17 protein-coding genes are annotated in these 19,132 nt (G+C 67.5%); 14 read left to right on the top strand and 3 right to left on the bottom strand.

Features of this window, described 5'->3' with window-relative positions; translation table 11 throughout:
* Positions 1–136: 136 nt before the first annotated feature.
* The 7 genes from B551_RS12845 to B551_RS12815 all read left to right on the top strand — a co-directional run bounded on the left by B551_RS12845 (position 137) and on the right by B551_RS12815 (position 8,730).
* A complete protein-coding gene (locus B551_RS12845; RefSeq protein WP_043439343.1) occupies positions 137–1,141 on the top strand; it encodes an isoaspartyl peptidase/L-asparaginase family protein in 1,005 nt (334 codons plus the stop codon).
* A 31-nt stretch (positions 1,142–1,172) separates the two neighbouring features.
* A complete protein-coding gene (locus B551_RS12840) occupies positions 1,173–3,092 on the top strand; it encodes a dipeptide ABC transporter ATP-binding protein (RefSeq protein WP_006576459.1) in 1,920 nt (639 codons plus the stop codon).
* Positions 3,093–3,209: 117 nt separating this feature from the next.
* On the top strand, positions 3,210–4,766 hold the full coding sequence (gsiB, locus tag B551_RS12835) for a glutathione ABC transporter substrate-binding protein GsiB (RefSeq protein ID WP_006576460.1): 1,557 nt from the start codon (positions 3,210–3,212) through the stop codon (positions 4,764–4,766).
* A gap of 162 nt (positions 4,767–4,928) precedes the next feature.
* Positions 4,929–5,849 (top strand): glutathione ABC transporter permease GsiC, encoded by a 921-nt coding sequence (gene gsiC / locus B551_RS12830; RefSeq protein WP_006576461.1) that lies wholly within the window; start codon positions 4,929–4,931, stop codon positions 5,847–5,849.
* Positions 5,850–5,857: 8 nt separating this feature from the next.
* Positions 5,858–6,781, top strand: coding sequence for a glutathione ABC transporter permease GsiD (gene gsiD, locus B551_RS12825; RefSeq protein ID WP_023264237.1), 924 nt, complete (start codon positions 5,858–5,860; stop codon positions 6,779–6,781).
* A 15-nt stretch (positions 6,782–6,796) separates the two neighbouring features.
* Positions 6,797–7,858, top strand: a complete 1,062-nt coding sequence (locus B551_RS12820; RefSeq protein WP_006576462.1) for a P1 family peptidase — start codon at positions 6,797–6,799, stop codon at positions 7,856–7,858.
* A gap of 41 nt (positions 7,859–7,899) precedes the next feature.
* Entirely contained in the window at positions 7,900–8,730 is an 831-nt protein-coding gene (locus B551_RS12815) for a M55 family metallopeptidase (protein WP_023264236.1), read from the top strand.
* 223 nt (positions 8,731–8,953) lie between these two features.
* Here the strand turns inward: B551_RS12815 and B551_RS12810 are convergent, their stop codons facing one another.
* Positions 8,954–10,558 carry an alkaline phosphatase gene (locus B551_RS12810; RefSeq protein ID WP_023264235.1) on the bottom strand — a complete coding sequence of 535 codons (1,605 nt, stop codon included), beginning with the start codon at positions 10,556–10,558 and terminating at the stop codon, positions 8,954–8,956.
* A 170-nt stretch (positions 10,559–10,728) separates the two neighbouring features.
* Between B551_RS12810 and B551_RS12805 the strand changes: the two genes are divergently transcribed.
* Positions 10,729–11,166: a PRC-barrel domain-containing protein gene (locus B551_RS12805; RefSeq protein WP_043439357.1), complete on the top strand. Its 438-nt coding sequence runs from the start codon at positions 10,729–10,731 to the stop codon at positions 11,164–11,166.
* Positions 11,167–11,398: 232 nt separating this feature from the next.
* Here the strand turns inward: B551_RS12805 and B551_RS12800 are convergent, their stop codons facing one another.
* Both B551_RS12800 and B551_RS12795 read right to left on the bottom strand, forming a co-directional pair.
* A complete protein-coding gene (locus B551_RS12800; protein ID WP_023264233.1) occupies positions 11,399–12,376 on the bottom strand; it encodes a tripartite tricarboxylate transporter substrate binding protein in 978 nt (325 codons plus the stop codon).
* A 39-nt stretch (positions 12,377–12,415) separates the two neighbouring features.
* Positions 12,416–13,570, bottom strand: a complete 1,155-nt coding sequence (locus B551_RS12795) for an acyl-CoA dehydrogenase family protein (RefSeq protein WP_023264232.1) — start codon at positions 13,568–13,570, stop codon at positions 12,416–12,418.
* Between the two features lie 333 nt (positions 13,571–13,903).
* Here B551_RS12795 and B551_RS12790 point away from each other — a divergent pair, with 333 nt between their 5' ends.
* From B551_RS12790 to catC, 6 genes are all read left to right on the top strand, one after another.
* Positions 13,904–14,689 carry an IclR family transcriptional regulator gene (locus tag B551_RS12790; RefSeq protein WP_006576467.1) on the top strand — a complete coding sequence of 262 codons (786 nt, stop codon included), beginning with the start codon at positions 13,904–13,906 and terminating at the stop codon, positions 14,687–14,689.
* Entirely contained in the window at positions 14,686–15,537 is an 852-nt protein-coding gene (locus B551_RS12785) for an IclR family transcriptional regulator (RefSeq protein ID WP_006576468.1), read from the top strand. The genes B551_RS12790 and B551_RS12785 overlap by 4 nt, the downstream gene beginning before the upstream one ends.
* Before the next feature lie 299 nt (positions 15,538–15,836).
* On the top strand, positions 15,837–17,180 hold the full coding sequence (locus tag B551_RS12780) for a short-chain fatty acid transporter (RefSeq protein ID WP_006576469.1): 1,344 nt from the start codon (positions 15,837–15,839) through the stop codon (positions 17,178–17,180).
* A gap of 55 nt (positions 17,181–17,235) precedes the next feature.
* The gene (locus B551_RS12775; RefSeq protein WP_006576470.1) at positions 17,236–17,532 is read left to right on the top strand and encodes a YciI family protein; all 297 of its coding nucleotides are present in this window, start codon (positions 17,236–17,238) and stop codon (positions 17,530–17,532) included.
* Between the two features lie 78 nt (positions 17,533–17,610).
* Positions 17,611–18,666: a cyclase family protein gene (locus tag B551_RS12770; RefSeq protein ID WP_023264231.1), complete on the top strand. Its 1,056-nt coding sequence runs from the start codon at positions 17,611–17,613 to the stop codon at positions 18,664–18,666.
* Positions 18,667–18,711: 45 nt separating this feature from the next.
* Positions 18,712–18,996, top strand: a complete 285-nt coding sequence (catC, locus tag B551_RS12765; RefSeq protein ID WP_006576472.1) for a muconolactone Delta-isomerase — start codon at positions 18,712–18,714, stop codon at positions 18,994–18,996.
* Positions 18,997–19,132 lie beyond the last annotated feature (136 nt).

The following is a 19,132-nucleotide window of genomic DNA, read 5'->3' as shown; positions in this document are numbered from 1 at the left end:
CCGCGGCCGGCGATCCGCAATCCAGGCCCCGTCCGGGGTCCGGCAAGGCGCCGCGGCGCCGGCGCCCGGACACCGATAACGACTAACGCTTCCGAGCCTTACCGAGTCGCCCGCCGTCCAGGCGGGCCCAAGCACCATGAACGCAGATCGATCGACCTCCAAGCCCACGCCCGTGATCGCCATCCATGGCGGGGCCGGCACCATCACCCGCGCCGCGATGGACGCGGACAAGGAAGCGCAGTACATCGCCGCCCTCGAACACGCCCTGCGCGCGGGCCAGCGCCTGCTGGCCGATGGCGCCAGCGCCGTCGATGCGGTGACCGAAGCGGTGCGGCTGCTCGAGGACTGCCCGCTGTTCAATGCCGGCAAGGGCGCCGTGCTGACCAACGCCGGCACCTACGAACTCGACGCCGCGGTGATGGACGGCGCCACGCGCGATGCCGGCGCGGTCGCCTGCGTCAAGCGGCTGCGCAACCCGGTGCTGGCGGCGCGCGCGGTGATGGAGCACAGCGAGCATGTGCTGTTCGCCGCCGACGGCGCCGAAGCGTTTGCGCAGGCGCAAGGCCTGCCGCTGGTCGAGGCGGACTACTACTACACGCCGGAGCGCCACGCGCAGTGGCAACGCGCCCGCGCGGGCAGCGGCATGGCCCTGCTGGATCACGATGCCGCCGCGCTGGCCGCACGGGCCAGCGCCGACGAGGCGGGTGGCGAGCCGCTCGATCCGGGTACCAAGTTCGGCACCGTCGGCGCGGTCGCGCTCGACGGCCAGGGCCGGCTTGCCGCGGCCACGTCCACCGGCGGCATCACCAACAAGCAGCTCGGCCGGGTCGGCGATACGCCGGTGATCGGCGCCGGCTGCTATGCCGACGAACTGGTGGCGGTGTCGACCACCGGCACCGGCGAGATGTTCATCCGCGCGGTGGCCGCCTACGACATCTCGGCGCGCATGCGCTATGCCGGCAGCTCGCTGGAAGCGGCGACGCATGCCGTCGTGATGCAGAGCCTGCCGGCGATCCAGGGCCGGGGCGGGCTGGTCGCGATCGACGCGTCCGGCAATGTCGCGCTGCCGTTCAATACCGAAGGCATGTACCGAGGCCATGCCCGCGTGGGCGAGCCGGTCCACGTGGCGATCTACCGCTGACACCATGCCCGCAGGTTTCGAGGAACACTCCATGGCCCCATCGACTTCCGCGTCTACTTCGTCTTCCGCATCCGGCCTGGCGCTGCCGTCGCAGCGCGTCGTGTCCGTCAACGACCTGACGGTGCGCTTTGCCACGTCCGAGCGCACCGTCGAGGCCGTGCGCGGCCTGTCCTTCCATATCGACCGCGGCGAAACGCTGGCGGTCGTGGGCGAGTCCGGCTCCGGCAAATCGGTGACCTCGCTGGCGCTGATGCGCCTGGTCGAACATGGCGGCGGACGCCTCGCCAGCGGCAGCATGATGCTGCGCCGCCGTGGCGGCGACGTGCTGGACCTCGCCCAGGCCGATGGCGGCACGATGCGCGGCATTCGCGGTGCCGATATCGCGATGATCTTTCAGGAGCCGATGACCTCGCTGAATCCGGTGTTCCCGGTCGGCGAGCAGATCGCGGAATCGATCCGGCTGCATCAGAACAAGAGCCACGCGGCGGCCCGCGCCGAAGCGTTGCGGATGCTCGAGCTGGTGCGCATCCCCGAGGCGCGTCGCGTGCTGGACCGCTACCCGCATCAGCTGTCCGGCGGCATGCGCCAGCGCGTGATGATCGCGATGGCGCTGTCGTGCCGGCCCGCGCTGCTGATCGCCGACGAGCCGACCACCGCGCTGGACGTCACCATCCAGGCCGAGATCCTGCAGCTGATCCGCAATCTGCAGGCGGAGATGCAGATGGGCGTGCTGTTCATCACCCACGACATGGGCGTCGTCGCCGAAATGGCGGACCGCGTGCTGGTGATGTACCGCGGCGAGAAGGTCGAGGAGGGCGAGGCGCCGACCGTGTTCGCGCGGCCCGCGCATCCCTACACCCGCGCGCTGCTGTCCGCGGTGCCCAAGCTCGGCGCAATGGCTGGCACCGATCTGCCGGCCAAGTTTCCGCTGGTGCGGGTCGAAGGCGGTGAGGGGCAGGCGAGCGCCGATGGCCGCAGCGATACGCCGGCCGCGGCGACGCGTCCCGATGCCTCGGCCCAGCCGATCCTGCGCGTGCGCGACCTGGTGACCCGTTTCGACGTGCCCGGCGGCCTGTTCGGCCGGCCGACGCGCCGCGTGCACGCGGTCGAGCGCGTCAGCTTCGACCTGTATCCCGGCGAGACGCTGGCGCTGGTCGGCGAATCGGGCTGCGGCAAATCGACGACGGGCCGCTCGCTGCTGCGGCTGGTCGACAGCCAGAGCGGCACCATCGAGTTCGCCGGCCAGAACATCGGCGAACTGTCGGGGCCCGCGCTGCAGAGCCTGCGCCGCAATATCCAGTTCATCTTCCAGGACCCGTTCGCCTCGCTCGATCCGCGCGTGCCGATCGGATATTCGATCATGGAGCCGCTGCTGGTGCACAAGGTCGCCAGCGGCGAGGAGGCCGAGCAGCGCGTCGCATGGCTGCTGGACAAGGTCGGCCTGTCGCCGGCCCATGCCGCGCGCTATCCGCACGAGTTCTCCGGCGGCCAGCGGCAGCGCATCTGCATCGCGCGCGCGCTGGCGCTGAACCCGAAGGTGGTGATCGCCGACGAGTCGGTGTCGGCGCTGGACGTCTCGATCCAGGCGCAGATCGTCAACCTGATGCTGGACCTGCAGCGCGAGATGGGCATCGCCTTCCTGTTCATCTCGCACGATATGGCGGTGGTCGAGCGCATCAGCCATCGGGTCGCGGTGATGTATCTGGGCCAGATCGTCGAGATCGGCCCGCGCCGCGCGATCTTCGAGAACCCGCAGCATCCCTATACGAAGAAGCTGATGTCGGCGGTGCCGGTGGCCGACCCGGCGCGCCGTCATCTGCGGCGCGAGCCGCGGACCGAGGAGCTGCCGAGCCCGATCCGCGCGATCGGCGACGAGCCGGTGGTGCAGCCGCTGGTCGCCGTCGCGCCGGACCACTTCGTCGCGCGGCACGCGGTCGGCGGCGCCTATTGACGTCGAGCGGGCCTGCCGAACAAGCCTATTGAGTCAACCCGGGCGGCAAGGCCACCAAGAGCCGGTCCAGCCCGTTCACCCTGTGCTACCTGTCCGTCTTACCAAGGAGAATCGACAATGATCCAAGCCAGTTTGTCCCGACGTGGCGCGGCGCGCCTGTTTGCCGGCGGCCTGCTGATGGCCGCGTTCGCGGCCGGACCGGCCTTCGCCGCCAAGGATGCGGTGATGGCGGTGGCCTCGACCTTCACCACCCTCGATCCCTACGATTCGAACGACACGCTGTCGCAGGCGGTCTCGAAGACCTTCTACCAGGGCCTGTTCGGCCTGGACAAGGACATGAAGCTCGTCAACGTGCTGGCCGACAGCTATGACGTCAGCAAGGACGGACTGGTCTATACGATCAAGGTCAGGAAGGGCGTCAAGTTCCACGACGGCACCAGCTTCGACGCCACCGCGGTCAAGGCCAACCTGGACCGCGTCACCGATCCGGCCAACAAGCTCAAGCGCTACACGCTGTTCAACCGTGTCGCGCGCACCGACGTGGTCGACCCGACCACCGTCAAGATCACGCTGAAGGAGCCGTTCTCGCCGTTCATCAACGTGCTGGCGCATCCGTCGGCCGTGATGATCTCGCCGACCGCGCTGAAGAAGTACGGCAAGGACATCGCCTTCCATCCGGTCGGCACCGGTCCCTTCGAATTCGTCGAGTGGAAGCAGCCCGAGCACCTGCGCGGCAAGAAGTTCGCCGGCTACTGGAAGAGCGGTCTGCCGAAGATCGACACCATTACGTGGAAGCCGGTGGTCGACAACAACAGCCGCTCGGCGATCATGCAGACCGGCGAGGCCGACTTTGCGTTCAGCATTCCGTTCGAGCAGGCCGCGGTGCTCAAGGCCAGCCCGAAGGTCGACCTGATCGCCGCGCCGTCGATCATCCAGCGCTATCTGTCGCTCAATACGCAGGTCAAGCCGTTCAACGACCCGAAGGTGCGCCAGGCGATCAATTACGCGATCAACAAGCAGGCGCTGGCCAAGGTGGCGTTCGCCGGCTATGCGGTGCCGGCCGAGGGCGTGGTGCCGCCGGGCGTCGACTTCGCCGAGAAGCTGGGCCCGTGGCCGTACGATCCGGCCAAGGCACGCGCGCTGCTGAAGGAGGCCGGCTATCCGAACGGCTTCGAAACTACGCTGTGGTCGGCCTATAACCACACCACCGCGCAGAAGGTGATCCAGTTCGTGCAGCAGCAGCTGCAGCAGGTCGGCATCAAGGCTTCGGTGCAGGCGCTCGAGGCCGGCCAGCGCGTCGAGAAGGTCGAGAGCGTGCCCAAGCCGGAAGACGCCGGCGTGCGCATCTACTACGTCGGCTGGTCGTCGTCGACCGGCGAGTCGGACTGGGCGCTGCGTCCGCTGCTGGCATCCGAATCGATGCCGCCGAAGCTGCTGAACACGGCCTACTACAAGAACGATCAGGTCGATGCCGATATCGCGGGCGCGCTGCGTACCACCGATCGCAACGAGAAGGCGCGGCTGTACAAGGACGCGCAGCAGCGCATCTGGAACGACGCGCCGTGGGCCTTCCTGGTGACCGAGCAGGTGCTGTATGCCCGCAGCAAGCGGCTGAGCGGCGCCTATGTGATGCCGGACGGCTCGTTCGAGTTCGAGAACATCGATATCAAGTAAGCGTCGCGCCCGCGTTCGTCTTTTGCGCATGCCGTCGTCGTCCCCGCGCAGGCGGGGACCCAGCGGCTTTCGACGCGCCGTGGCGGATCAAAGCCGCTGGGCCCCCGCGTTCGCGGGGGCGACACGTCGAGCCGCGAGAGGAAAAGCGGGTCTGGAGTCGTCATGTTGAATTACTTTCTGAAGCGCGTGCTGGGCGTGGTGCCGACGATGCTGATCGTCGCGGTGCTGGTTTTCCTGTTCGTGCATCTGCTGCCCGGCGATCCGGCGCGGCTGGCCGCCGGGCCCGAGGCCGATGCCGCGACCGTCGAACTGGTGCGCAAGGATCTGGGGCTGGACAAGCCGCTGCACGAGCAGTTCGTCACCTTCTTCGGCAATGCGCTGCAAGGGGAATTCGGCACCTCGCTGCGCACCAAGCGACCGGTCAGCGAGGAGATCGGCGACCGCTTCTTCCCGACGCTGTGGCTGACCGTCGCCTCGATGCTGTGGGCCGTGGTGTTCGGCATGCTGATCGGCATCGGCTCCGCCGTCTGGCGCAATCGCTGGCCCGACCGCATCGGCATGACGCTGGCGGTGTCGGGCATCTCGTTCCCGGCCTTCGCGCTCGGCATGCTGCTGATGGAGATCTTCTCGGTCCAGCTGGGCTGGCTGCCGTCGATCGGCGCGGAAAGCTGGAAGCACTACATCCTGCCGTCGCTGACACTCGGCGCGGCGGTGGCCGCGGTGATGGCGCGATTTACGCGCGCGTCGTTCGTCGAGGTGCTGCAGGAAGACTACGTGCGCACGGCGCGCGCCAAGGGCGTGCGCGAGTCGCTGGTGGTCGCCAAGCACTGCCTGCGCAACGCGATGATCCCGGTCGTCACGATGATGGGGCTGCAATTCGGCTTTCTGCTGGGCGGCTCGATCGTGGTCGAGAAGGTGTTCAACTGGCCCGGTCTCGGCCGGCTGCTGGTCGACGCCGTCGAGATGCGCGACTACCCGGTGATCCAGGCCGAGGTGCTGCTGTTCTCGCTGGAATTCATTCTGATCAATCTGGTGGTGGATCTGCTGTACACGGTGATCAACCCCACCATCCGCTACAAGTGAGGCCGTCCATGACCGAGCTATCGACCGTGGCCAACGAGGCCGCCTCGGCGGGCGTGCAAGGCGCGGCGGCGCAGGCCGAGCCCGTCCGCACGCCGTGGACCGAGTTCTGGCGCAAGTTCCGCCGTCAGCATCTGGCGCTCGCCGCCGGCGTGTTCGTGATCCTGCTGGTGATCGTCGCGGTGCTGTCGCCGCAGCTGGTGCCCTACGATCCGGAGAACTACTTCGACTACGACGCGCTGAACGCCGGCCCATCGGCGGCGCACTGGTTCGGCGTCGATTCGCTGGGCCGCGACATCTTCAGCCGCATCCTGGCGGGCACGCGCATCTCGCTGGCCGCCGGCTTCTTCTCGGTGATCGTCGGCGCCATCGTCGGCACGCTGCTCGGCTTGCTGGCGGGCTACTACGAGGGCTGGTGGGACCGGATCGTGATGCGGATCTCCGACGTGCTGTTCGCGTTCCCGGGCATCCTGCTGGCGATCGGCATCGTCGCCATCCTGGGCAACGGCATGGTCAACGTGATCTTTGCGGTCGCGATCTTCAGCATCCCGGCGTTCGCGCGGCTGGTGCGCGGCAATACGCTGATGCTCAAGCGCCTGACCTATATCGAGGCCGCGCGCAGCATCGGCGCGTCCGACTGGACCATCCTGATGCGGCATATCCTGCCGGGCACGATCTCGTCGATCGTCGTCTATTTCTCGATGCGGATCGGCACCTCGATCATCACCGCGGCGAGCCTGTCCTTCCTCGGCCTGGGCGCGCAGCCGCCGACGCCCGAGTGGGGCGCGATGCTGAACGAAGCGCGAGCCGACATGGTGACGGCCCCGCATGTGGCGATCTTCCCCAGCCTGGCGATCTTCCTGACGGTGCTCGCCTTCAACCTGCTGGGTGACGGGCTGCGCGACGCGCTCGATCCGAAGATCGATCGCCGCTGACCGGGGACCATCGCGATGCCGCACGAACCTTCCGCCGCATCCGGCGTACCGCCCCATATCGGCGAGCTGCCGGCCGGCGCGCGCAATGCGGTCACCGACGTGCCGGGCGTGCGCGTCGGCCATTGCACGCTGGCCGACGGCGCCGTGCAGACCGGCGTCACCGTGGTGCTGCCGCACGCCGGCGATCCGTATCTGGACAAGGTGCCGGCCGCGGCCGCGGTGCTGAACGGCTTCGGCAAGAGCATCGGCCTGGTGCAGGTCGACGAATTGGGCGCGCTGGAGACGCCGATCGCGCTGACCAATACCTTTGCGGTCGGGGCCGTGGCGCAGGCGCAGATCCGCCAGGCGATCGCTGCCCACGCCGAGATCGGCCGCGGCTGGCCCACCGTCAATCCGCTGGTGTTCGAATGCAATGACGGCTATCTGAACGACATCCAGGCGATGGCCGTCGGCGAACCGCACTATCTTCAGGCTTGCGCAGCGGCCGACGTGGAGGTTGCGCAAGGCGCGGTGGGGGCCGGGCGCGGCATGTCGGCGTTCGGCGTCAAGGGCGGCATCGGTACGGCGTCTCGTGTCGCCGGGCCGTACCACGTAGGCGCGCTGGTGCTGGCCAATTACGGCACGCCGTCGATGCTGACGTTCGCCGGCCAGCGGATCGGTCCGCAACTGGCGCAACGGCTTGCCGCGCCTGCGGCAGCGGACGCCGTGCCGGAGAAGGGCTCGATCATCATGATCGTCGCCACCGACGCGCCGCTCGATTCCCGCCAGCTGGGGCGTCTGGCACGGCGCGCCGGAGCGGGACTGGCACGCACCGGTTCGGTCTACGGCCATGGCTCCGGCGATATCGCGCTGGCCTTCAGCACCGCCTATACCGTGCCGCACGACGCCGCCGTGCCGATGCCCGCCGTCGCGATGGTCCATGAGACCGCGCTCGATCCGCTGTTCCATGCCGCTGCCGACAGCGTCGAGCAGGCCATCGTGCATGCGCTGTGGCATGCGCAGACCGTCAGCGGCCGCGACGGCCATTGCCGCCGCGGTCTGCTGGCGGTGATGCCTGAACTGAATTCCGTCGACTGAACCGTTCGCCTGCTCGCGGCCTGCGCCGGAGCGCCTATCCGATGAAGATCCTGATTTCCACCGATATCGAGGGCGTCGCCGGCGTCTTCCATCCCGAACAGACGCGCCCGGGCAACGGCGAATACGAGCGTGCCCGCGCCTGGATGACGCGGGAGGCCGACGCCGCGGCGCGTGGCGCCTTTGCCGCCGGGGCCGAGGCCGTCTGGGTCAACGACTCGCACGGCGGTTTCCGCAATCTGCTGCCGGACCTGCTGGACCCGCGTGTGCGCCTGGTACTCGGCAAGCCGCGCTACGCCGGCATGATGAGCGGCATCGAGCAGGGCTGCGATGGTGTGCTGATGATCGGCTATCACGGCCGTGCACAGGGGCGCGGCATTCTGGCGCATACGATCAACAGCGGCGCGTTCGCCAGCGTCAGCCTCAACGGCATCGAGCTTGGCGAGGCGGGCCTGTATGCGGCGCTCGCGGGCGAGGCCGGTGTGCCGGTGTTGATGGCCAGCGGCGACGATGTGTTCGTCGACGAGACGTCGGCACTGCTGCCGTGGGTCCGCTATGTCGCCACCAAGCGCGCGCAGGGGCAGGGCACCGGCGACTCGATGACGCCCGCCGCCGCGTGCGAGGCGATCGCCGCGGCGGCGCAAGCCGCGGTCCGCTCGCTGCGAACCGATCCGGCTGCCGTTCGGCCCTTCACCATCGCTGGCCCGGTGAACTGCCGATTGCGGACGCTGACGCCCGCGCATGCCGACCTGTTCTGCCAATGGCCCACGCTGCAGCGGCTCGACGGCGTCACGCTAAGCTTCGATGCGCCCAACGTGACCGACGCGGTACGCATGCTGAACTGCCTGTCGGCGATGTCGTTCATGTTGAGGTAGCGCAGAGGGCAGCAGCGAAAGCCACAACACGTGCAGGCGCGCGAGGTGTTCGCCGCTCTCCCGCTTGCGGGAGGGAGGGGCGGAGGAGAGGGCAAGCGGCGTTCGTCATGCGGCCAACGCTCGAAAAACCACCTCCCTCTCCCCAACCCTCTCCCCCATGAGGGGGAGAGGGAGAATACCGCCGGCAACAATCAGTGTCGGCGGTCCGCCAGCGCCCGCAGCCTCAAGCCACCGGCAACGTCTTGCTGAATACGCTGACGCCATCCAGGTCGCGCAGGTCCACCGTCAGTGCCTTCGTCGACGGATCGATATTGACCTCGCCGAAGAACTGGAACCCGGAGTAGGGAGACAGGTTGGCCTGGCCGGCAGGCGGCGCCTTCTGGAAGACCAGCTGCGGACCGAAGGTGGCGTCGAGCTGGTTGGGCCCGAAGGTGCCCGCGTTCAGCGGGCCGGCGACGAATTCCCAGAACGGCGAGAAGTCGGTGAACTGCGCCTTGGACGGATCGTAGAAGTGCGCGGCGCAATAGTGCACATCGGCGGTCAGCCACACCACATTGGGCACGCCCTTGATCGCGCGCAGCAGCCGCGCGGTTTCCAGTTCGCGGCCCATGGCGGCGCCGTCGTTGCCATTGGCGATCGCCTCCCAGCGGGCGTTGCCGGCCGCGTCCTTGCCGTCCGGCACCCACAGGCCGATCGGCATGTCGGCGGCGATGATCTTCCAGGTGGCCTGCGACTGCTTCACACCATTGACGAGCCATTCGAGCTGCTCGTTGCCGAGGAACACCGTGTCGCCGTTCTCGGTGGTCTGCAGGTTGGCCGTATTGCCGCCGCGATACGTGCGCATGTCGAGCACGAACACGTCCAGCAGCGGGCCGTACGAGACCTTGCGATAGAGCGTCTGCTCGGCCGCGGTATTGCCGATGCGCATCGGCGCGTATTCACGGAAGGCCTGCGTGGCGCGGGCCACCAGCGTGGCGATGTTCTTCTCGGTGTAGCGCGCATCGGCGCTCAGGTCCTTGGTAGGCGACCAGTTGTTGGTCACCTCGTGATCGTCCCATTGCCAGATCTGCGGCACCTCGGCGGAGAAGCGGCGCACGTTCTCGTCCATCAGGTTGTAGCGGTAGCGGCCGCGGTATTCGTCCAGCGTCTCGGCGACCTTGGAGACCTCCGGCGTCACCAGGTTCTTCCAGACGCGGCCGTTCTCCGCGGTGGCTTCGGCCAGGATCGGGCCATCGGCGTAGATCGTGTCGCCGCTGTGCAGGAAGAAGTCCGGCTCGCGGCGGCGCATCGCCTCGAAGATCCTCATGCCGCCGAATTCGGTGTTGATGCCCCAGCCCTGGCCGGCGACGTCACCGCCCCAGACGAAGCGCACCGGGCGGTTGGCGTCGGTACGCGGAATCGTGCGGAACTGGCCCGGCACCACCACGCCGGTCGCGCGCGGGTTGTCGATGCTGTCGTAGGCCACGCGCAGGAAGATCGATTCGCCGGCCGGCAGATCGGTCAGTTCCACGCGGCCGGTGAAATCGGATGCCGCGCTGACGGTGGGCCCGAGCACCTTGCGCGGATTGCGGAAGCTGTCGGTGGTGTCGTACTCCACGCGCAGTTGCGCCGGCCGGTCGGCGCGCGCCCAGACCACCGCGCGTCCGCCGCCCACATCGCCGATCTGGATGCCGTAAGGCAGCTTGGGCCGTTCGCTGTCGGGCACGATCACCGCGGGCGCCTCGGGCGAGTCGTCGGAACCGCAGGCGGTCAGGCCGAGGCTGGTGCCAAGGCCAAGTGCGCCGGTGTGGATCAGGAAACGTCGACGGGGGTAGGGGGATCGGGTCATGTCCTGCCTCTTGCCTTTGGGGGTGTGGGGAAGGGAAAGGCAGGACCTTAGCGGGCGATTGCGAAAGAATGATGAAAGCCGGCGCCCCCGTCGGGACCGGCGGTTTGAACCGGGATGGCATGGTCGTTGCGAAACACCGGTTTCCGCGTACCACGATCAAGGAGATGGCGATGAACCCCTCGCAACCCGGCACGAATCAGGGCGGTGCCAGCATCGTAGGATCGGGCGTCGGCGAAGGCCCCGGCCCGGAAGTGATGGCGGCATCCAGCCTCGAGGACACCAAGGTCTATTCGTCCGACGGCGAGCATGTCGGCGAAATCAGCGAAATCATGCTGGATGTACCGCGCGGCCGCATTGCCTATGCCGTGCTGACCACCGGCGGCTTTCTGGGCATCGGCGATACGCTGCACGCGATTCCGTGGAATGCGCTGGTCATGGATACCGACCAGAAATGCTTCCGCCTCGGCATCACGGCCGATCGCATCAAGTCGGCGCCCGGCTTCAACAAGGACCAATGGCCGCGCATGGCGGACCCGCAGTGGGGTACGCAGCTGCACCAGTACTACGAGCGCGAGCCGTATTGGCTGTCCGGCGGCGGCACGCTGTGAGTTCGACGGCGCGCACCGCTTGCGGTCGATGCCGCCGATGCGGGCGCGTCGTTCTTACAGCGGCATGTAATTCCGCAATGGCCAATGGGGCCGCAGGCGCAACGCCCCGCGCTGCTGGCGGTCCCCGCTGGATGACGCCCTGGCCGCGCAACGCGGCCAGTTGCGTGGTGTCGCAGGGCGGGCGGCGTCATGCATGTTCGGTCGTTGTCAGCGATGTTGCCGTCAATCGGCGTCAATCGAGCCGTGTGCCGGTCGCCTTGACCTGCGCGGCCCACCACGCCGTCTCGCTGCGGATCTGCGCCGCGAACGCTTCGGGGGTGTTGCCGACCGGTTCCGCGCCGAGCTCGATCACCCGCTTGCGCATCTCCGGCGTGGCCAGGATGCGGGCGCAGGCCTCGTGCAGCTTCGCGATGACGGGCTTGGGCGTGCCGGCCGGCGCCATCAGGCCCTTCCAGGCGGTGACCAGATAGCCCTTGACGCCGGCCTCGTCGAAGGTCGGCACGTCGGGCAGCGCCGCGGCGCGCTTGTCGCTGGCGACCGCGATCGGCCGCAGCTTGCCGCCCTGCACCTGGGCGAGCAGCGCCGGCATGTTGTCGATCATCAGGTCGATATGGCCGGCCATCAGGTCGGCGACGGCCGGGCCGCTGCCCTTGTAGGGAACGTGCTGCATGTTCAGCCCGGCGGTCCGGTTCAGCAGCTCGCCGCCCAGATGCGCGACGGTGCCGTTGCCGGGTGAGCCGAACGACAGCTTGCCCGGATGGCTGCGCGCATAGGAGAGGAACTCCGGCAGATTGCGCACGGGCAGCTGCGCCTTCACCGCCATCAGGTTGTGCTCGCGCGCCAGCACCGTGACCGGCGCCAGATCGCGCGCAGGATCGAACGGCATCTTGCTGTACAGGCTCGGATTGATCACGGTCGGCCCGGCCGCGGCCAGCAGCAGCGTGTAGCCGTCGGGCGCGGCGCGCGCCACGCTCTCGCCGGCGATATTGCCGCCCGCGCCGGGCTTGTTCTCGACCACTACCACCTGGCCCAGTTCGGCCTTCAGCCGATCGGCGAGCAGGCGCGCCAGGATGTCGGACGAACCGCCCGGTGCAAACGGCACCACCAGCCGGATTGGCTTGCCGGGGTAGGGCGCTTCGGCGTGGGCCGCGCCGGAGAGCATGGCGGTGCCGATCGCCAGCGCCATCGTGGCGACAAGGGTCTTGAACATGGTGTCTCCTGTTGTGTTTTTTCGGCTGCGGCGCGAAGGTCAGGCGCCGGCCTGCGCCAGCGTGCGCTTGGCGATATTGAGCTGATGGATCTGGCTGGTGCCCTCGTACAGGCGGAACAGCCGCACGTCGCGATAGAAGCGCTCGATGCCGTAGTCGGCGATATAGCCGTAGCCGCCGAACATCTGCACGCAGCGGTCGGCGACGCGTCCGCACATCTCCGAGGCGAAGTACTTGCAGATCGAAGCCTGCATCGTCACGTCCTCGCCGCGGTCGCGCTGGCGGGCGGTCTCGAGCACCAGCGCGCGGGCCGCATGGATCTCGGTCTGGCAGTCGGCGATCATCGCCTGCACCAGCTGGAAGCTCGACAAGGGTTCGCCGAACTGCTTGCGCGTGCTGACGAAGCGGATCGCATCGTCGAGCATGCGGATGGCCGGGCCGATGCACAGCGCCGACAGATGAATGCGCTGCTTGTTCAACACCTTCATCGCCGTACGGAAGCCCTGTCCTTCGACCCCGCCGATCAGGTTGGCGGCTGGCACGCGGCAATTGTCGAAATGCACCTCGGACACCGGCGAGCCTTCCTGGCCCATCTTGCGGTAGGCCGGCCCGGTGCTCAGGCCCGGCGTGTCGCGCTCGACGAGGAAGGCCGAGATGCCGGATGCGCCGGTGGTATCGGGATCGGTGCGGGCCATCACTGTGAAGAGCCCGGCGATCGGCGCATTCGTGATGAAGCACTTGGTGCCGTTGATCAGATAGTGGTCGCCGTCGCGGCGCGCCGACGTGGTCAGTGCCGTCGCATCCGATCCGGCCTCCGGCTCGGTCAGCGCGAACGAGCCGGTGATCTCGCCGCTGGCCAGGCGGGGCAGATAGCGCTGCTTCTGCTCGGGCGTGCCGTCGGCGACCAGCGCTTCCGAGCCGATGCCGGTATTGGTCCCGACCCGTGCGCGGAAGGCCACCGAGCACTGCGACAGTTCGATCGCGGCCAGCACCAGCTCTTCGGTCGTCATGCCGGCGCCGCCATAGGACTCGGGGATCGAAAAGCCGAACAGCCCGATGTCGGCCATCTCCTTGACCAGGTCGGCCGGCACCTCGTCGCGCGATGCGACCTCGGCTTCGCGCGGCACCAGTCGCTGCTGCACGAAGCGGCGTAGTTGCGCCAGAAATGCGGGATAGGTGTCGGGGTCTCGGATCATCGCTACGGCTTCCTGTTTCGGTTGGCGGTGGACCGCGGGACACGCCCGTGGATTGGCATCGGATGGAGAGGCAGCGTAGCAATCAGGGGCGAAATAGTGGATCGTTGTTTCGCTATCTTGAACGACATGGTGTTTGCCAACGGGCCCGGCGCGGTATGATCGACGCCGACCAGATGCCGTACATCCTGTCGTTCCCGCGAAAGCGGGAACCCAGCGACTTGTTTGGCCGCGAGTGAGAAAAGACACTGGGCCCCCGCCTTCGCGGGGGCGACAGCGATGTCGATGCCCTGCTGAAACCCAACATTTCCGATTCATCCCCGAACGCCGCCCCCGATGGCTCCACGCTCTCATCATCCCGATCCGGCCTTCGCCACTACGCTCGCGCACGGGCTGTCGCTGCTGCAGTGCTTCGGCATTGGCGACAGCGTGCTCAGCAACAAGGAACTGGCCGAGCGCACCGGCCTGTCGCCAGCGACGGTCAGCCGGCTGACGTACACGCTGGCCGCACGCGGCCTGCTGCGCTATGACGCGCAACTGCGCCGCTACCGGCTCGGATCGACCACGCTGGCACTGGGCTACCCGCTGCTGGCCACGCTACGCATCCGCCAGTTGGCGCGGCCGCTGATGAAGCAGCTGGCCGACGAGATCGATGGCTCCGTGTCGCTGGGCCTGCGCGACCGCGCGCAGATGGTCTACGTCGAGACGAGCCGCGGCCACGATGCGATGGCGTTCCGGCCCGATATCGGCGCGACGCTGCCGATGCTGCCCACCGCGATTGGCCGGGCCTGGCTGTGCCATGCGTCGCAGCAGGAAAGCGGGCCGGTGCTGGCGGCGCTGCGCAAGGCCGATCCGGCGGAATTCCGCCGACAGGCGCCTGCGCTCGAACACGCACGGCAAGAGATGGCCGAGTTCGGCTTCTGCACGTCCCGCGGCGAATGGCAGAGCGACATCCATGCCGTGGCGGCGCCGCTGCCGACGCGTATCGATGGCGAGGTCATGGTGTTCAACTGCGGCGTGCTGGGCGCGCGGATGACGCCGCGCAAGCTCGAGCGGCAGATGGGGCCGCGCCTTCTGAGGATGGTCGCCAGGATCGAGGCCGCGCTGAGGAAGAGCCGATGAGCGGCCCCGGTTTGCGCCTCGGTTCGCGTACCAGCGCGGCGCAGTCCGTGCCGCAATCCCTTTCGCGCACGAAGGAGCCGGCCGACAAGGACCGCCAGTACGCGGCCACGCTGGCCAACGGCATCGACATCCTGCTGGCCTTCGATAGCGGCGACGCGATGCTCGGCAATCGCGATTTCGCCGAGCGTACCGGGCTGTCGAAGACGACCGTGGCCCGGCTGACGCATACGCTGACGGCGTTGGGCTATCTGCGCCACGACACCGCGCTGCGCAAATACCGGCTCGGTGCGGCGGTGCTGTCGATGGGTTATCCGCTGCTGGCCAGCATGCATCTGCGCCAGCTGGCGCGGCCAATGATGAAGGCGCTGGCCGACCGGCTGTGCGGCGCCGTGTCGCTGGGCATCCGCGACCGCACGCAGATGATCTATGTCGAGACCGCGCGCTCGACAGACAGCCTGATCGTGACGCCGGAGATCGGCGCCGCGCTGCCGATGCTGACCACCGCCATCGGCCGCGCCTGGCTGTGCCGCGCGCCGGCGAACGAACGCGATGCGGTGCTCAACCAGCTGCGGCTGCAGGATCCGAAAGCCTTCGCCTACGCCCAACCGCGGCTGGCGGACGCTCGCCGCGATCTGGAGCGGCAAGGGTACTGCTCGAACCGCGCCGAATGGCGGCCCGAGGTCTACGGCTTCGCGGTACCGATGTGCCAGCCGGTCGGCTCGCAGCTGTTCGTGCTGAACTGCGGCGTGCCGGTCGGACAGGGCAGCTTCGGGGCGATCGAGAAGCAGGCCGGGCCGCAGTTGCGGGCGCTGATGCTCGATATCGAACGCATGCTGGGGTTGCGATAGACCGCAACGAACCGTTTCGTGGTCCGGCCTGCTGCAGCGCGGCAAGCGTCGGCTCTCAAACTGGCATGGCCGGGGCCCCGGTCACCGCGTTTTTATTCCGCATCGCAGCAATGGCGCGGCGGATTCTGCGTGGGCGCGGTTATTGCGGAATCCGATTCAATAAGCCCATTCATTGACTTGACCTTGCGCAAACACGCCTCTACGATCGCCTCCCTATAGCCAACGTGTTCGTATGTAGAACGTTAGTTCGAAATGCGGCAATTCAAGATGCCATTCGGCATGTTTTTGGGAGACAGATCTTGAGCAAGGTCGCCGGGTTCTTTACCGAACTGATGCGCCGGTATTTGCCGGACCCCTTCGTTTTCGCCATCGGACTGACGCTGCTGAGCATGGCGATGGCCATGCTGGTGCAAGGACAGGCCGCGCCGGCCGTGATCCTCGAATGGGGCAAGGGCTTCTGGAACCTGCTGGCGTTCACCACGCAGATGGCTGTGATCCTGGCGATGGGGTACGTGCTGGCTACCGCGCCGCTGATCGACCGCTTCCTGGATCGCATCGTCGAGCGCGTGGCCACGCCGCGCGGCGCGGTGATCGTCGCCACGCTGGTCGGCGGCATCGGCAGCTACCTGAACTGGGGCTTCGGGCTGGTGATCGGCGGCATCGTCGCGCGCAAGCTCGCGTTAAAGGTCAAGGGCGTCCACTATCCGCTGATCATCGCGGCGGCGTATAGCGGCTTCACGCTGTACGGCCTCGGCCTGTCGGCCAGCATCCCGGTACTGATCTCCACGCCGGGCCATCCGATGGAAAAGCTGATGGGCGTGATCGCGCTGAAGGACACGATCTTCTCGACGCCGATGCTGCTGACCAGCCTGGCGGTCATCATCACGCTGCCGCTGCTCAACGCGATGCTGCACCCGCGCGACCCCAAGGACATCACCGAAATCAACGTCGAAGCCGAAACGCGCGGAGAGCGGGGCGCCGCTGCCGGCGGCCACAGCATGGGGCTGGAGAACACGCTGGCCACGCGGATGAACAACAGCCGGCTGCTGAGCCTGGTGATCGGTGTCTGCGGTCTGGCCTATGCGGGGCTCTATTTCACGCAGGGCGGCACGCTCGATCTAAACCTGATCAACTTCCTGATCCTGTTCATCGGCGTGCTGCTGCTCGGCACGCCGGCCAACTACGTGGCCAGGCTGAACGAGGGCATCAAGACGATTTCGGGCATCATCCTGCAGTATCCGTTCTATGCCGGCATCATGGCGGTGATGGCCGGATCAGGCCTGGTCGACACGATCTCGCGCGTGTTCGTCGATATCGCGACGCCGCAGACGCTGCCGTTCTGGGGCCTGGTCAGCTCGTTCTTCATCAACTTCTTCGCGCCGTCGGGCGGCGGGCACTGGGTGATCCAGGGTCCGTTCATGATCGATGCGGCCAAGGCCATCGGCAGTTCGGTGGCGCAGACGTCGATGTCGGTGATGCTGGGCAACGCCTGGAACGACCTGGTGCAGCCGTTCTGGATTCTGCCGGCGCTGGCGCTGTCGAAGCTGAAGCTGAAGGACGTGATGGGCTACACCGTGATCATGATGTTCTGGGTCGGCCTGATCTACATCGTCGCCATGCTGGCGTGGGGCGCGCAGATCTGACGATCCCCGGTTGATCATCGATAAACGCTTTCCCGACAACAACACAGGAGACACCATGCCGTACATCATCGAGACGTTCGACAAGCCCGACCACCAGCACGTGCGCAAGGCCGAGCGGCCGGCGCATCTGGACTTCCTCGAAGCCAACAAGTCGCTGCTGCTCGCCTGCGGTGCCAAGCTGAACGACGATGGCAGCGATGCCGGCGGCGGTGTCTATATCGTCGATGTCGATACCCGCGAGGCCGCGCAGGCGCTAATCGAAGCCGATCCGTTCCACAAGGCGGGCCTGTTCGCCGAGGTGCGGATCACGCGCTGGCGCAAGGCCTATCTCGGCGGCGTCTGCTGTCTCTGACATCCCGATCGATCGGACCGCGCGGGCCGGTGCATTCACGCTGGCACCGCGGCGCGTCCGTGCCGGAGGTTATCCCCGATGCGATGGAAACAACGACCGGAAGGCTCCAACTGGGGCGATTTCGGCCCGGACGACCAGCTCGGCCGTCTGAATCTGATCACCGCGGACAAGGTCCGCGCCGCCGCGCAGGAGATTCGCAGCGGCCGCACGTTCTGCCTGTCGCTGCCACTCGATCTGCCGGGCGGCAATGCGCTGAACGTGCGCCGGCATCCGCCGGTGCTTCGGCCCACCTATCGCGACGACATTCCCTACGTCAATTTCCCGCTGGCCAAGGTCGAGGCCAATGCGCTCGACGTGCTCAGCGACGACCAGGTGCTGCTGTCGCTGCAGTATTCGACGCAATGGGATTCGCTGGCCCATGTCGGCGCGCTGTTCGATGCCGACGGCGACGGTGTGGCCGAACGCGTCTACTACAACGGCTTCCGGCCCAACGCCGAGATCGTCGGACCGGTGGACTATGCCGAGGCCGACGATTTCGCTGCGCATCCGTGCGGACATGACCACAGCCACGCCGACGCGCTCGGCATCGAGACACTGGCCGTACATGGTGTGCAGGGCCGCGGCGTGCTGGTCGATCTGGCCGAGCACTTCGGCCGCGAGTTCCGCACCGTCGGCTACGACGACCTGATGCGCGTGATGGACGCCGATCGGGTCGCCGTCGAGACCGGCGATATCCTGGTGCTGCGCACCGGCTTCGCCGAGATGGTGCTGGAGATGGGCGGCAGGCCCGATGCGCATGCGCTGCATCACAGCTGCTGCGCGCTCGACGGCCGCGACGAGCGGCTGCTGCAATGGATCGCGGAGGCGGGCATCGCCGCGCTGGCCGCCGACAACTACGCGGTCGAACGCTTCCCGGCACGGCCGCCGGAGCCGGGGCAGCGGGCGGTGCCGATGCTGCCGCTGCATCATCACTGCCTGTTCAAGCTCGGCCTGCCGCTGGGCGAGCTGTGGTATCTGCGCGAGCTTGCCGCCTGCCTGCGCGCCGAGCGGCGCTCGCGCTTTTTCCTGACCGCGCCGCCGTTGCGCCTGCCCGGCGCGATGGGCTCTCCCGTGACGCCGATCGCCACGGTATGACCTCGATTACCCCATTGACCGTACTGCTACAACAAGGAGATCGCCATGCTGTTCATGGTTGAAATGACCGTCCGCATTCCCCAATCCGCCGACCCGCAAGCCGTCGAGAAGCTCAAGGCCGACGAGAAGGCGCTGTCGCAGCAGCTGCAGCGCGAAGGCAAGTGGCGCCATCTGTGGCGCGTGGTGGGCCAGTACGCCAACGTCAGCATCTTCGACGTCAAGGACAACGACGAGCTGCACACGCTGCTGACCTCGCTGCCGCTGTATCCGTTCATGGAGATGAAGGTCACGCCGCTGGCGCAGCACGGTTCCGCGATCGCGCAGAACTGATGCCTGTGCCGCTCCGCGCGGGCGCATGCCGCGCCGCACGGGGCATCGATCGATCCTGGCCCCGAGTACTGCCGAGTACTGCCGAGTACTACAGTACCGACGAGGATCGCTGAGTACCGCCGTCAACCGCTGAGAA

It is taken from the genome of Cupriavidus sp. HPC(L), from assembly GCF_000307735.3.
Taxonomy (GTDB): Bacteria; Pseudomonadota; Gammaproteobacteria; order Burkholderiales; family Burkholderiaceae; genus Cupriavidus.
Note: the sequence above shows the minus strand (reverse complement) of the source record. Positions and strands in the feature narration are given on the sequence as shown.